Raw genomic sequence first — 12,814 nt, forward strand, 5'->3', positions numbered from 1 at the left:
ACAAGTATGAGAGTGTCAGTTGTTATTCCAGTGCATAATGAAGCAAGTACTTTATCAAAAGTTTTAGTAGAGGTAAGAAAACTCGAACCATATGAAGTTATCATAGTAGATAATGGATCTACAGATGGGACGAAGGAAATAGCATTACAGCATAATTGCCGTGTGATTTATTATAGAGATTCTCTTGGTAATGATGTGGGACGGGCAATTGGTGCTAGAGAAGCAAAAGGTGAGATTGTTTTGTTTTTAGATGGTGATATCGTCATGAAAAGTGAAGAATTATACAATTTTATTAAAGGAATACGACAAGGGCATGAGATTGTTTTAAATAATTTAACATGGTCCGTTTACTTGAAGATGAGACCGCATTATACGACGGTTGGAAAATATATGTTAAATCGTTATTTGAACAAGAAAGAGTTTGTTGTAGGATCTTTAATTGCAATACCACATGCGATAAGTCGTAAAGTGATTGAAAAACTGGGGTGGTGGAATTTAGCAGATCCAGCATTATTTCAAGCGATGGCGATGTCTAGAGGAGTAGATATTTCTGATATGGCTTCAGTTGATGTCATCTACACAAATAAAGTTCGACCTGTGCATACTGGTACATCACCTGGCTCTCCTTATCCGAAAGCGACTAGTCGTATTATGGGTGATCATTTGCGAGCTTTACAATACGTAATCGAAACATATGGTAAACGCGGTGGTTTTTCAGAGAACAATAGAGATAGAGAGTTTGTAGGAAAGTATAAACCAGTTTTATTACAAAAGAATAAAGCGAAATATAGTGCCATTATCCCAGTATCAGAAGAGAAAATAACCATAAGGTCTGTTATAAAAGAAGTGAAAGAAGCAGGTGTAGATGAAATTATAGTTGTCGCGAATGGAGCAGATGTTGAGACTGTTAAACAGGCAAAGCTAGAGAATGTTATTGTTGTTGAATTTACGAAGGCGCTTGGACATAATGTAGCACGAGCAATAGGTGCCATGCATGCTACGGCAGATATTTGTTTATTCGTTGATAGTGATCTTGTTATTCCAGCAAAAAAACTCACTCTATTTTTACATGCTGTTGAAGATGGAAATGACGTGGTGTTAAATGATTTACAATGCTTATTAGATATGTTTCATCCAGCAGATCCAATTAGTATGGGAAAATACTTTGTGAATTTGATAGCGAAACGACCAGATTTATGGAATAACTCACTAACTGCTGTACCACATGCCATTCATAAGAAGGTAATAGAGAAAATAGGATATGATTCCCTTATCATTCCGCCATTAGCACAAGTGAAAGCTATTTTAGAAGGATTCTCTATTACAACAGTAGAGTTAGTAGATGTTATAAAAACAAATCGCATACGTCCAGAGCAACACGAATTTGTAAATGGGCGTATTTCAGCGTTTGATCGTATTTTCGGTGATCAACTTGAAGCGGTTGCGTATTTATTACAATGTACGGACGAACGTGGTGGTTTTACAGATGGAGATAGAGATAGAGATGTAATTCAACAATTGAGAAGGGAAGAAGAGAATACAAATGAATAGTAGTAAAGTAGCTATTATTGGGCTAGGGTATGTTGGCCTTCCTTTAGCGGTACATTTTGCAGAAAGAGGGCATACAGTACTTGGATTAGATAAAGATATTAGGAAAATAGACTCAATTATAAAAGGAGAAAGTTATATTCCGGATGTTTCTTCTAAAGAGTTACAAAGTTTATTGACGAAAAAAAAATTAACAGTAAATACACCGGATCAAGGCATTGCTGATTTTCAAAATAGTGATTATGTTATTGTCACTGTCCCGACTCCAATTAATGAACAAAGAGAACCAGACTTAAGTGCCCTCATTTCAGCTTCGCATTATATACAACAAAACCTTCAAAAAGGACAAACCTTCATTTTTGAAAGCTCCACATATCCAGGCACACTTGAAGAAGTCATCCTACCTATTATTTCTCAAAATGGTAAAAAGGTAGGGGAAGATTTCTATATCGGATATTCCCCTGAGAGAATTGATCCAGCAAATAGTCAATATTCAGTTCAAGCTATTCCAAAAGTTATTAGTGGACAAACAGAAAAGTGTAAACAAAAGGTACAGGATTTATATAGTACCATTTTTGACGAAGTTGTACCTGTTAGCTCTCCGAAAGTAGCAGAGATGTGCAAGCTATTTGAAAATATTCAGCGCTTAGTTAACATTTCTTTAGTAAATGAACTAAACACACTATGTGAAAGTTTAGGCATTGATTTTTATGAGGCCATTGAAGCGGCATCTACAAAACCATTTGGGTTTACTCCGTATTGGCCAGGGCCAGGGATAGGGGGACACTGTATTCCCGTAGACCCTTTATATTTTCAATGGAGAATAAAAAAGAATGGGGCAATTAGTCAATTAATTGAGGCTGCACATATAATTAATGAAGAAATGCCAGAGAAAATGGTCCGCAAAGTAAAAAGTGTGGTGCAATTACCTGCAACGGTGTTAATTGTAGGGATTGCGTATAAAAAAGATGTAAATGATTTGAGAGAATCACCAGCGTTACCGATTATTCAATTATTAAGAAATCAAGGATACGAGATAGAATATCATGATCCTTATATTTCTTCCGCAGAAATTGGAGATAAGGTGTACCAATCTGTTTCTTTAGATGAAGAAAAAGTTAAAAAAGCGGATTGTATTTTAATTTTAACGGATCATTCTAATATTGATTGGAAGCTTTTTAAAGGAATGGATCGAGTAATAGATACACGCGGGATTGTAAAGAAGGTGAGTAAATGAGTAAGAAATGTTTAATTACAGGTGGGGCCGGATTTATCGGGTCGCATTTAGCTGAAGAGTTGATAAGAAGAGGTTATGAGGTCACTGTTGTGGATAACTTTTATAAAGGTAAAAATAAGTACCATAAAGAGTTAATGAAAGAAATCCGTGTTATTCCAATAAGTGTTTTAGATAAAAATTCTATTTATGAATTAGTAGATCAGCATGATGTCGTGTTTCATTTAGCAGCAATTTTAGGTGTGAAAACAACAATGGAAAAAAGTATAGAGCTCATAGAAACGAATTTTGATGGGACAAGAAATGTTTTACAAGCAGCGTTAAAAGGAAAGAAGAAAGTAGTTTTTGCTTCTACTTCAGAAGTATATGGTAAGGCCAAGCCGCCTTTCTCTGAAGAGGGAGATCGATTGTACGGGGCAACTTCTAAAATTCGTTGGAGTTATGCAGTTTGTAAAACGTTGGAAGAGACATTATGTTTAGGGTACGCATTAGAAGGTTTACCAGTAACGATTGTTCGATACTTTAATATTTATGGTCCAAGAGCGAAAGATGGTCCATATGCAGGAGTAATCCCGCGATTTATCCGCGCGGCACTGCAAGGAGAAGACATTCTCGTATATGGAGATGGAAAGCAGACACGTTGTTTTACGTATGTAAGTGATGCGGTAGAGGCAACGATTCGGGCAATGGATGAGAAGGTAAATGGTGAGATTATTAATATAGGTTCTGAGAATGAAAAGAGCATAAAAGAAGTAGCAGAAGTAATTAAAAAATTAACGAATTCTTCTTCGAAGATTGTCCAAGTGCCTTTTGAAGAAGTATATCCTCATGGTTTTGAAGAAATTCCAAATAGAAGACCAGATGTAACAAAATTAAAAGAGCTTGTTCAATTTCAGGCGAAAGTAACGTGGGAAAACGGATTGAAGGAAACAATTAAGTGGTTTCGTGAACAAAACAATGGCTAAGTCATTATCTGTTATTATTCCTGCATGTAATGAGGTCGATACGATTTCAGACGTTATTCAATCGGTAAGACCATTAAATCCAGTAGAAATCATTGTAGTAGCAAACGGTTGTAATGATGGAACAGAAGATGTTGCAGATCGTTTAGGGTGTAAAGTAATCAAGCATACAGAGCTACTAGGGAACGATGTTGGACGTGCAGTCGGCGCAAAACATGCGATAGGTGATGTATTACTATTTATAGATGGTGATTTTGCTATTCCAACTTCAAAATTAAAATTATTCCTTAATCCGATTTTATACGATCAGGCAGATGTAGTTTTAAATAATTTGGATGCATTATTTTTAAAAAGGCAAAAAACCACTTCTATTACAGTATGGCGCCAAATATTAAATGCAATGTTAGAGCGTGAAGAATTAAAAATGAATTCTTTATTAGATGTACCTCATGCGCTGACGAAAGAAGTCGTTCAAAGCATCGGATATGAATGTTTTGTTAATCCTATTGTGGCTCATTTACGCCTAGTTCAAAGTAAATGGAGAATTAGTCGTCATTGTGCTATTGACGTTATTACGCCGAATAAATTTCGTCCATTCCAGCATGCTGCATATGGGACAAATCTTTCCCAATCTGAAAAAAGAATGATAGGTGATCATATAGAAGCAGTAGCAGAACGGATATTAAGCAGTGATGAGCGCGGAGGATATTATGATGGAAATAGGAAAAGGGATAGTGTCTATCATACTTTAAGTTTTGAAGAGTTTTATCAAGGGTGGGGTGTTACATCTGATTTCTATAAAGGAAAGCAACTATCGGTTGTTATTCCCGTACAAGATGAAGAGAAAACAATTGGAAACGTTATAGAAGAGCTTCGCAAAATTGAACCCTTCGAAATTATCGTTGTCGTAAATGGTTCGTCAGATAAAACGAAAAAAATTGCAAAAGACAAAGGGGCAACGACAATTGTATATAAAGAAGCACTCGGAAATGATGTGGGGCGCTCACTTGGAACGTATTTTGCAAAAGGAGAAATTGTGTTATTTATAGATGGCGATTTTGTTATTCCAGCGAGTGAGCTATATCCTTTTGCGAAAGCTATTGCAGATGGAACAGATGTTGCATTAAATGATCTAAATCATTATTTAGATTTAAGAGTACCGCTTCATCTTGTAACTGCATTTAAATATGCATTAAATTTAGCTTGTGATAGAAAAGATCTAGGCGTAGGCTCTCTTATCGCTGTACCGAATGCGTTTAGCCGTAAGTGTTTGAAAGAAATTGGGTATAGATCTTTACTGGCGCCGTGTGTAGCCCAAGTGAAAGCTATTCTTTCAGGATTTGAAGTTGCATGTGTAAGTCGTGTTGAGGTCGATAAGATGAACCGTATTCGTCCCAGTGAACATTTTGCTAAAATAGGTCATCCACCAGCTGTACTTCGAATTATAGGTGATCATATAGAAGGACTAGATCAAATAATTGCATTAACAGACAATCGTGGCGGATTCTATGATGGCAATAGAAAAAGAGATGTTTTATAGAAGTAACAAAAAAAGTGTACAACATGTGTACACTTTTTTGTTCTGTTATAAAAACTATAACAGATTAGGAGATAAGAGTATTACAGCTCTACAATGGGTATTGTTCTTATATTACAAAATAGGACTCGTATATAAGGATACCAAAAAAATACAATTAAGGAAAGGGTTAATTTTAAAGACTTTTAAATGAAGTTAACACTATATATATAGTAGTTTGCTCAATATTTCACAAACATGTCACAACTATTTCGTTCACTTTCGTAAAAAAGTAGTATTCTAAGTGTGTAAGCTGTTATATAAAAAATCTTAGTCCTGTACTAATCAAAAATGGAGGAGATTAGGATGACTCAAGTATTAGAAAATGTTAAAAACGCATGGGAAAACTTTAAAGGTGAAAAATGGAAAGCAGAGATTGATGTTCGCGATTTCATTTTAAATAATGTAAACGTTTTCGAAGGGGACGAATCTTTCTTAGCAGAAGCAACTGAAGCAACGAAACAACTTTGGGATCAAGTAATGGATTTAACAACGAAAGAACGTGAAAACGGTGGCGTTCTTGATATGGATACAAAAATTGTTTCTTCTATTACATCACATGACCCAGGATACTTAAATAAAGATATTGAAAAAGTAGTCGGTTTCCAAACTGATAAACCATTTAAACGTTCTTTACAACCATATGGTGGTATTCGTATGGCAGAACAAGCTTGTGAATCTTATGGATACGAAATGGATAAAGAACTTAGTCGTATTTTTAGAGAGTGGAGAAAAACTCATAACCAAGGTGTATTTGATGCATACACACCAGAAATGAGAAATGCACGTAAATCAGGTGTTATTACTGGTCTTCCAGATGCATACGGACGTGGACGTATTATCGGTGACTATCGCCGAGTAGCGTTATATGGTATTGATCATTTAATTGAAGCGAAAAAAGCTGATTTGAATTTAACTGGTGGTGTAATGAGCGAAGATACAATGCGTTTACGCGAAGAGTTATCTGAGCAAATGCGTGCACTTCAAGAGTTAAAAGAAATGGCTGCTTCTCATGGCTTCGATATTTCTAAGCCAGCAACAAATGCACAAGAAGCATTCCAATGGTTATACTTCGCATACCTTGCAGCGATTAAAGAACAAAACGGAGCTGCAATGAGTCTTGGACGTACTTCTACATTCTTAGATATTTACATTGAAAGAGATTTAGCAAATGGTACTTTAACAGAAGAAGAAGTACAAGAAATTGTCGATCACTTCATTATGAAATTACGTCTTGTGAAATTCGCAAGAACACCTGATTATAATGAATTATTCTCTGGTGACCCAACTTGGGTAACTGAATCTATCGGTGGTATGGCATTAGATGGTCGTCCATTAGTAACAAAGAACTCATTCCGTTTCTTGCATACATTAGATAATTTAGGACCAGCTCCAGAACCAAACTTAACTGTTCTTTGGTCTAAACAATTACCAGAGAACTTTAAAAACTACTGTGCGAAAATGTCTATTAAAACATCAGCAATTCAATATGAAAATGATGACATTATGCGTCCTGAATACGGCGATGATTACGGTATTGCATGTTGCGTATCTGCAATGAGAATCGGTAAACAAATGCAGTTCTTCGGAGCTCGTGCAAACTTAGCGAAAGCATTATTATATGCGATTAACGGTGGTAAAGATGAAAAGTCAAAAGCACAAGTTGGTCCTGAGTACGCACCAATTACTTCTGAAGTATTAAATTATGAAGAAGTTATGCATAAGTTTGATATGACAATGGAATGGTTAGCGGGTCTATATTTAAACACATTAAATGTTATCCATTACATGCATGATAAATATAGCTATGAACGTATTGAAATGGCACTTCATGATACAAACGTTCTTCGTACAATGGCAACAGGTATCGCTGGTCTATCTGTAGTAGCAGATTCATTAAGTGCAATTAAGTACGCAAAAGTAAAACCAATTCGTGATGAAAATGGTATTGCAGTTGACTTCGAGATTGAAGGAGATTTCCCTAAATACGGTAACAATGATGATCGTGTAGATGAGATTGCTGTAAATCTTGTAAAAACATTTATGAATAAACTTCGTAAACATAAAACATACAGAAACTCTGTTCATACAATGTCAATCTTAACAATCACATCTAACGTTGTTTACGGTAAGAAAACTGGTAATACTCCAGATGGCCGCCGTACTGGAGAACCATTTGCACCAGGTGCGAACCCAATGCATGGACGCGATACAAAAGGTGCATTAGCTTCATTATTATCTGTGGCTAAATTACCATATGAAGATGCACAAGATGGTATTTCTAATACATTCTCTATTATTCCGAAAGCACTTGGTAAAGAAGATGATGTACAAGTACGTAACTTAGTATCAATGCTTGATGGCTATGCAGTAAAAGAAGGGCACCACTTAAATATTAACGTATTTAACCGTGAAACATTAATGGATGCAATGGAACATCCTGAGAAGTATCCACAATTAACAATTCGTGTATCTGGTTATGCTGTAAACTTTATTAAATTAACTCGTGAACAACAAATTGATGTAATTAACCGTACAATGCATGAAAGCATGTAAATGAAAAAGGTTTCCCTTCGCTCTTAATATATAGCGAAGGGAGGCTGTTTCAATAAAGGAGGAAGTAACATGGTAAAAGGAAGAATACATTCTGTAGAGTCTTGTGGTACTGTTGATGGCCCGGGGATTCGTTATGTCATATTTACACAAGGGTGTTTATTACGTTGTCAATATTGTCATAATGCTGATACGTGGGAAATCGGTAAAGGTAAAGAAATAACAGTTGAAGAAGTGATGCAGGATGTGACATGTTACCTTCCATTTATTGAAGCTTCCGGAGGCGGTATAACAGTTAGCGGTGGAGAGCCATTATTACAGCTAGACTTTTTAATTGAGTTGTTTAAAAAGTGTAAAGCGGCTGGTATCCATACAACAATCGACTCTTCTGGTGGTTGTTATTCTGAGGAACCAGAATTCCAAAATAAGCTAGATATTTTAATGGATTATACAGATTTAGTTTTATTGGATCTGAAACATATCGATTCCAAAAAGCATCGTAAATTAACAGGGAAATCAAATGAACATATTTTACAATTTGCTCGTTATTTATCGGATAAGAATAAACCGATTTGGGTACGACACGTATTAGTTCCTGGTGTTACGGATAATGAAGAGGATCTACAAAAACTATCTAGCTTTATTCAAAGTCTGTCTAATGTTCAAAAAGTTGAAGTGTTACCATATCATAAGCTTGGTGTATATAAATGGGAGGCGCTTGGACACAAGTATCCACTCGCAAATGTAGAACCACCTACTGAGAAAAATGTAGAACATGCTAAATATATTTTACAAGCGGTCTAATCCAAATATTGGATTAGGCTTTTTGCTTTCTTTACAATAAAATCTAGAGTATATATTGATAAAAGAGTATACTGAAAGTAGAATATCCATAATTTTGTACGGAATAAATGGAGAAATTTACATAATTGTAAAGGGAAATCAAAATAGTAAAAAGAATTAAGAAGTAAAAGAGTGAGTATCATGGAATAGAGAACATTTGTAAGTTATTGCGAAAGCTCTTATAGGAAAGTATAATGTAAAGATATGAGCACAGATAGGATTAAGGGGTCAATCTTATATGCTTTGCATATCCACGACAGGTACATAGCTGAAAGGGAATTATTAGAATCTGTTTATGTAATTTTTAAGGAAAATGTTTTTCCTATTGTCGTATATGCAATATGGAGAAACAAAAAGCTAGGAGTGGATTTGTTTGATAAAAAACCCCAAGGTTTTAATATTAACTGCACATTACGGTAATGGTCATGTGCAAGTAGCAAAAACATTAGAACAAACATTTCGCCAAAAAGGAATTGAAGATGTTATTGTATGCGACTTGTTTGGAGAATCACATCCATTTATAACTGACATTACAAAATATCTATATTTAAAAAGTTATACAATAGGAAAAGAATTATATCGTTTGTTTTATTACGGGGTAGAAAAAATTTATGATAAGAAAATAGCATCTTGGTATGCGAACTTTGGAAGAAAACGTTTGAAAACACTATTACAGGTGGAGAAACCAGATATTGTAATTAATACATTTCCAATTATCGCTGTACCAGAATTGAAGAAACAAACAGGTATTTCAATTCCTGTCTATAACGTATTAACGGATTTTTGCGTGCACAAAATATGGATTCATCGAGAAGTAGATCGTTATTTTGTTGCAACGGATCATGTGAAAGAATTGATGGTTGATATCGGTGTACCTGCGGAACAAATTGTTGAAACAGGAATTCCAATTCGGAGTAGTTTTGAGTTAAAGGTAAATCCAGAAATCATATATACTAAATATCAGTTATGTAAGAATAAAAAGATTTTACTAATTGTAGCAGGTGCTCATGGGGTATTAGGAAATGTAAAAGAACTATGCCAATCATTTATGTCAGTGCCTAATTTACAAGTAGTTGTCGTTTGTGGGAAAAATGAAGCTTTAAAACAGGATTTATTAAGTTTACAGAAGCAAAATTCCGATGCATTAAAAGTGTTTGGGTATGTTGAAAATATTGATGAATTATTCCGTGTTACTTCTTGTATGATTACGAAGCCAGGCGGAATAACATTAAGTGAAGCAGCAGCGTTGCAAGTACCTGTCATTTTATATAAGCCTGTTCCAGGACAAGAAAATGAAAATGCGATGTACTTTGAAAGAAAGGGAGCAGCAGTTGTCATTCGCGATGATAGTGAGGTTTTTGCAAAAACAGAGGCATTATTACAAGATGATGTGAAGCTTCTTCAAATGAAAGAAGCAATGAAAAGCATCTATCTTCCAGAGCCAGCTGGTCATATTGTAGATGCAATTTTGGCAGAAAATCATGCAGAACCGCGTCATATACCTATTAAATCACCTGCTCTTGCACAATCTTTTACTTAATATGAAACCCTCTTTGTATATGTAAAGAGGGTTCTTTATTATTTTCAAAGAAAATTCAGCCAGTTATCCACAAAAGGATTGCGCTTTCATTAAACAGTAAAGTCGGAATATTAACAACTATATCCACATTGTCCACAATTTTTAGAAAAATATCCACAATTAAAACAGCTGATATATGCTGTAATATAGAAAAATATTAAATGTTTTTGAAAATTACTAACAATTCTGTTGGTTTTGTGGATAAAGTTGTCCACAGCAAAAAAGCCCTTATGTATAAGGGGCTTTTTTGCTTACTTCTATCAATCGAGAAAATTATGTAATGAAAATGAATAATTAGGGGGGAAACTTCTAATTATTCATTTTCACTTTAAATGCTTTTCGAGCGATATCCTGCTGCACGATCTGCTTTTTGAAATTCGCGTTGATAGAGAACTTCTTGTGTACTAGATAATGTGTTTTTTGCTTTATCACGTTTCTTTTTATCCATTACAAATCACCTCGTGTCTTAAAGTTACTATTTATCGTTTCCAAAGACATGAGGGGATATACGCATATGGAAAATGTTAATGATTGATTATCATTTCAGAAAATTTAGATTATGCTTCTTTTAATTGATGAGCATCTTGGAAGGTTGTATCTCGCATTGTAGCAAGTGTGTATTGATCTTTTGGAATTTCATATAAGTTATATACTTCTTCGTTTGCGTTAATTTCATCATATACGGCTTTTCTTGTTTCGTTTGCTAGATTCACATATTGCAGTTTTTCTGCAGCTTTAATAGAACGAATATTTATTTTACGAATACGCATGAAAATTGTTTCAATATCTAATTCATAGAAAAGTTCACTAAAAAATGAATCTTTTGCCAATTTATTATAGCCTTTTCCATGATATGGTTTGCCAAGCCATGTCCCGAGAAATCCAGCTTTTTCTTGCACATCAAATAAAGTAATTGTTCCGATAGGGTTACCCCATTCATCTAAAATTGTGCGTGAAATTAATTCACCACGCTCTTCAGCTTCAATCGTTTGTTTTGTTAAGAATAAATATTCTTCATAAGAATAAGCCTTTTGACGCACAAAAGGGAAGACAGCTGGATCCACCATTAACTCGTATAGAACGTGGCTGTCGTGTAAGTCGCGTTTTTTCAACATACTAACTCCTCCTCACACGAGGGTAGCATGACGAAAAAACACCCCACCCTCGAAATTTTTATATCAATCTTTAAAAAATTTCGGGGTGGGAATCGAACCCACTAGAACCAGTTTCTAACGCTGGTGGCGCACCATTTGCCTTCCCCATTCATCAATTTGAAAATGATAATCACGACACAAATTGATTATGGTTTCATTCAGTTTATAATCGTATAATACTTTATCTAGTCAAAAAAATAAACTAGTTTTTTTTATTTTTTTTGTAAATTATTTTTCCATCAATCATAGTTAGTACAGGCTTGGCTAAATAATGGAAAGGATGATGAGTCCATAACACGAGATCGGCGTCTTTTCCAACCTCGATGCTTCCAATTCTATCCTCTAAACGCAAATTTCGCGCTGGGAATATGGTGATTCCTTCTAGTGCTGTTTTCTCGTCTAATCCTTCTCTTACTGCGACAGCGGCACAAATATTTAAATATTGAATGGGTGTATAAGGATGATCTGTTGTTATAGAAACTTCCACACCATTTTTAGATAATATATGGTAAGTATCCCATGTCTTGTTTTTTAGTTCGATTTTAGAACGACGTGTCAGAGTGGGACCAACTGAAACCTTCAAATTATGTTTCGAAAGCTCTTCAACAAGAAAGTGTCCTTCTGTACAATGTTCAATACGTAGATCGAGGTTGAATTCCGTTGCAAAGCGTAGCGCAGAACTAATATCATCTGCTCGGTGAGCGTGGATACGTACGGGTATTTCACGACGTAATGCTTTTAAAATAGGAAGCATTCGAAAATCAGCTTCGTGCCCGTAGTGTTGTGCTTCATAGAATGATTCCCGAAGTAACCCCATAATCCCCATACGTGTAATGGATTCTTTTGTTCCATTACTATGGACTTTTTTAGGATTTTCTCCAAAGGCAATCTTTAAACCAGCAGGTTCTTGAATAATCATATGATCAATACAAGTTCCAGCTGTTTTTATTACACAAGTAGTCCCCCCGATAATATTTTGACTGCCAGGCATAACGTGAACGGTTGTAATTCCGTTTTGTACAGCGTCTTGAAAGGCGATATCCAAAGGGTGGATTCCATCTAAAGAACGAATATGTGGTGTTGAAACTTCAGATGTTTCATTGGCATCATTTCCAGCCCAACCAGTGCCTTCATCATAGAGACCAAGGTGAGTATGGACATCAATAAAGCCAGGTAAGAGATGGAGTGCTCGAGCATCTATAACGGTCATATCTTGAGTAGGTTGAATAAAAGGTTTGACCTCGGTAATTCGCTCTCCTGTAACGAGTACATCGCCTTGAAACTTTTGAGATGTAATAGGGTATACAATGGCTTGTTTGAGCAATATTTTCATAGGTACCTCATTTCTGTTACTTTATAATGCTA

Annotated in this window: 11 protein-coding genes; 8 read left to right on the forward strand and 3 right to left on the reverse strand. The window is 35.3% G+C overall.

The window, feature by feature from the left end:
- Nucleotides 1–6 precede the first annotated feature (6 nt).
- The 8 genes from C3Y97_RS02565 (at nucleotide 7) to C3Y97_RS02600 (ending at nucleotide 10,256) form a co-directional block, all read left to right on the forward strand.
- Nucleotides 7–1,551, forward strand: coding sequence for a glycosyltransferase family 2 protein (locus tag C3Y97_RS02565; RefSeq protein ID WP_001266465.1), 1,545 nt, complete (start codon nucleotides 7–9; stop codon nucleotides 1,549–1,551).
- Nucleotides 1,544–2,785: a nucleotide sugar dehydrogenase gene (locus tag C3Y97_RS02570; RefSeq protein WP_001088925.1), complete on the forward strand. Its 1,242-nt coding sequence runs from the start codon at nucleotides 1,544–1,546 to the stop codon at nucleotides 2,783–2,785. The genes C3Y97_RS02565 and C3Y97_RS02570 overlap by 8 nt, the downstream gene beginning before the upstream one ends.
- Nucleotides 2,782–3,747 (forward strand): UDP-N-acetyl-alpha-D-glucosaminuronate decarboxylase, encoded by a 966-nt coding sequence (locus C3Y97_RS02575; RefSeq protein ID WP_000037014.1) that lies wholly within the window; start codon nucleotides 2,782–2,784, stop codon nucleotides 3,745–3,747. The genes C3Y97_RS02570 and C3Y97_RS02575 overlap by 4 nt, the downstream gene beginning before the upstream one ends.
- The gene (locus C3Y97_RS02580) at nucleotides 3,740–5,284 is read left to right on the forward strand and encodes a glycosyltransferase family 2 protein (RefSeq protein ID WP_013141734.1); all 1,545 of its coding nucleotides are present in this window, start codon (nucleotides 3,740–3,742) and stop codon (nucleotides 5,282–5,284) included. The genes C3Y97_RS02575 and C3Y97_RS02580 overlap by 8 nt, the downstream gene beginning before the upstream one ends.
- The gene (locus tag C3Y97_RS02585) at nucleotides 5,253–5,474 is read left to right on the forward strand and encodes a hypothetical protein (protein ID WP_002094217.1); all 222 of its coding nucleotides are present in this window, start codon (nucleotides 5,253–5,255) and stop codon (nucleotides 5,472–5,474) included. Before C3Y97_RS02580 ends, C3Y97_RS02585 begins: the two co-directional genes overlap by 32 nt.
- Nucleotides 5,475–5,626: 152 nt before the next feature.
- Nucleotides 5,627–7,876 carry a formate C-acetyltransferase gene (gene pflB / locus C3Y97_RS02590; protein ID WP_000195471.1) on the forward strand — a complete coding sequence of 750 codons (2,250 nt, stop codon included), beginning with the start codon at nucleotides 5,627–5,629 and terminating at the stop codon, nucleotides 7,874–7,876.
- 69 nt (nucleotides 7,877–7,945) lie between these two features.
- Nucleotides 7,946–8,677 (forward strand): pyruvate formate-lyase-activating protein, encoded by a 732-nt coding sequence (pflA, locus tag C3Y97_RS02595; RefSeq protein ID WP_000238459.1) that lies wholly within the window; start codon nucleotides 7,946–7,948, stop codon nucleotides 8,675–8,677.
- A gap of 412 nt (nucleotides 8,678–9,089) precedes the next feature.
- Nucleotides 9,090–10,256, forward strand: coding sequence for a diglucosyl diacylglycerol synthase (locus tag C3Y97_RS02600; protein ID WP_000594691.1), 1,167 nt, complete (start codon nucleotides 9,090–9,092; stop codon nucleotides 10,254–10,256).
- 367 nt (nucleotides 10,257–10,623) lie between these two features.
- On the opposite strand, the gene C3Y97_RS02605 is transcribed toward C3Y97_RS02600, so the two are convergent.
- The 3 genes from C3Y97_RS02605 to C3Y97_RS02615 all read right to left on the reverse strand — a co-directional run bounded on the left by C3Y97_RS02605 (nucleotide 10,624) and on the right by C3Y97_RS02615 (nucleotide 12,782).
- Nucleotides 10,624–10,743: a YfhE family protein gene (locus tag C3Y97_RS02605; RefSeq protein WP_000358482.1), complete on the reverse strand. Its 120-nt coding sequence runs from the start codon at nucleotides 10,741–10,743 to the stop codon at nucleotides 10,624–10,626.
- 109 nt (nucleotides 10,744–10,852) lie between these two features.
- Complete coding sequence (locus tag C3Y97_RS02610) at nucleotides 10,853–11,410, reverse strand: GNAT family N-acetyltransferase (protein ID WP_000914737.1); 558 nt, start codon at nucleotides 11,408–11,410, stop codon at nucleotides 10,853–10,855.
- A 241-nt stretch (nucleotides 11,411–11,651) separates the two neighbouring features.
- Entirely contained in the window at nucleotides 11,652–12,782 is a 1,131-nt protein-coding gene (locus tag C3Y97_RS02615; RefSeq protein ID WP_000698319.1) for an amidohydrolase, read from the reverse strand.
- Nucleotides 12,783–12,814 lie beyond the last annotated feature (32 nt).

This window comes from Bacillus sp. DU-106, from assembly GCF_004799705.1.
GTDB classification, from domain to species: domain Bacteria; phylum Bacillota; class Bacilli; order Bacillales; family Bacillaceae_G; genus Bacillus_A; species Bacillus_A cereus.

Bases quoted from the DNA above. Each gene is read 5' to 3' on its own strand.
- C3Y97_RS02565 (WP_001266465.1), top strand. From the start codon at position 7: ATGAGAGTGTCAGTTGTTATTCCAGTGCATAATGAAGCAAGTACTTTA.
- C3Y97_RS02570 (WP_001088925.1), top strand. From the start codon at position 1,544: ATGAATAGTAGTAAAGTAGCTATTATTGGGCTAGGGTATGTTGGCCTT.
- C3Y97_RS02575 (WP_000037014.1), top strand. From the start codon at position 2,782: ATGAGTAAGAAATGTTTAATTACAGGTGGGGCCGGATTTATCGGGTCG.
- C3Y97_RS02580 (WP_013141734.1), top strand. From the start codon at position 3,740: ATGGCTAAGTCATTATCTGTTATTATTCCTGCATGTAATGAGGTCGAT.
- C3Y97_RS02585 (WP_002094217.1), top strand. From the start codon at position 5,253: ATGATGGCAATAGAAAAAGAGATGTTTTATAGAAGTAACAAAAAAAGT.
- pflB (WP_000195471.1), top strand. From the start codon at position 5,627: ATGACTCAAGTATTAGAAAATGTTAAAAACGCATGGGAAAACTTTAAA.
- pflA (WP_000238459.1), top strand. From the start codon at position 7,946: ATGGTAAAAGGAAGAATACATTCTGTAGAGTCTTGTGGTACTGTTGAT.
- C3Y97_RS02605 (WP_000358482.1), bottom strand. From the start codon at position 10,743: ATGGATAAAAAGAAACGTGATAAAGCAAAAAACACATTATCTAGTACA.
- C3Y97_RS02610 (WP_000914737.1), bottom strand. From the start codon at position 11,410: ATGTTGAAAAAACGCGACTTACACGACAGCCACGTTCTATACGAGTTA.
- C3Y97_RS02615 (WP_000698319.1), bottom strand. From the start codon at position 12,782: ATGAAAATATTGCTCAAACAAGCCATTGTATACCCTATTACATCTCAA.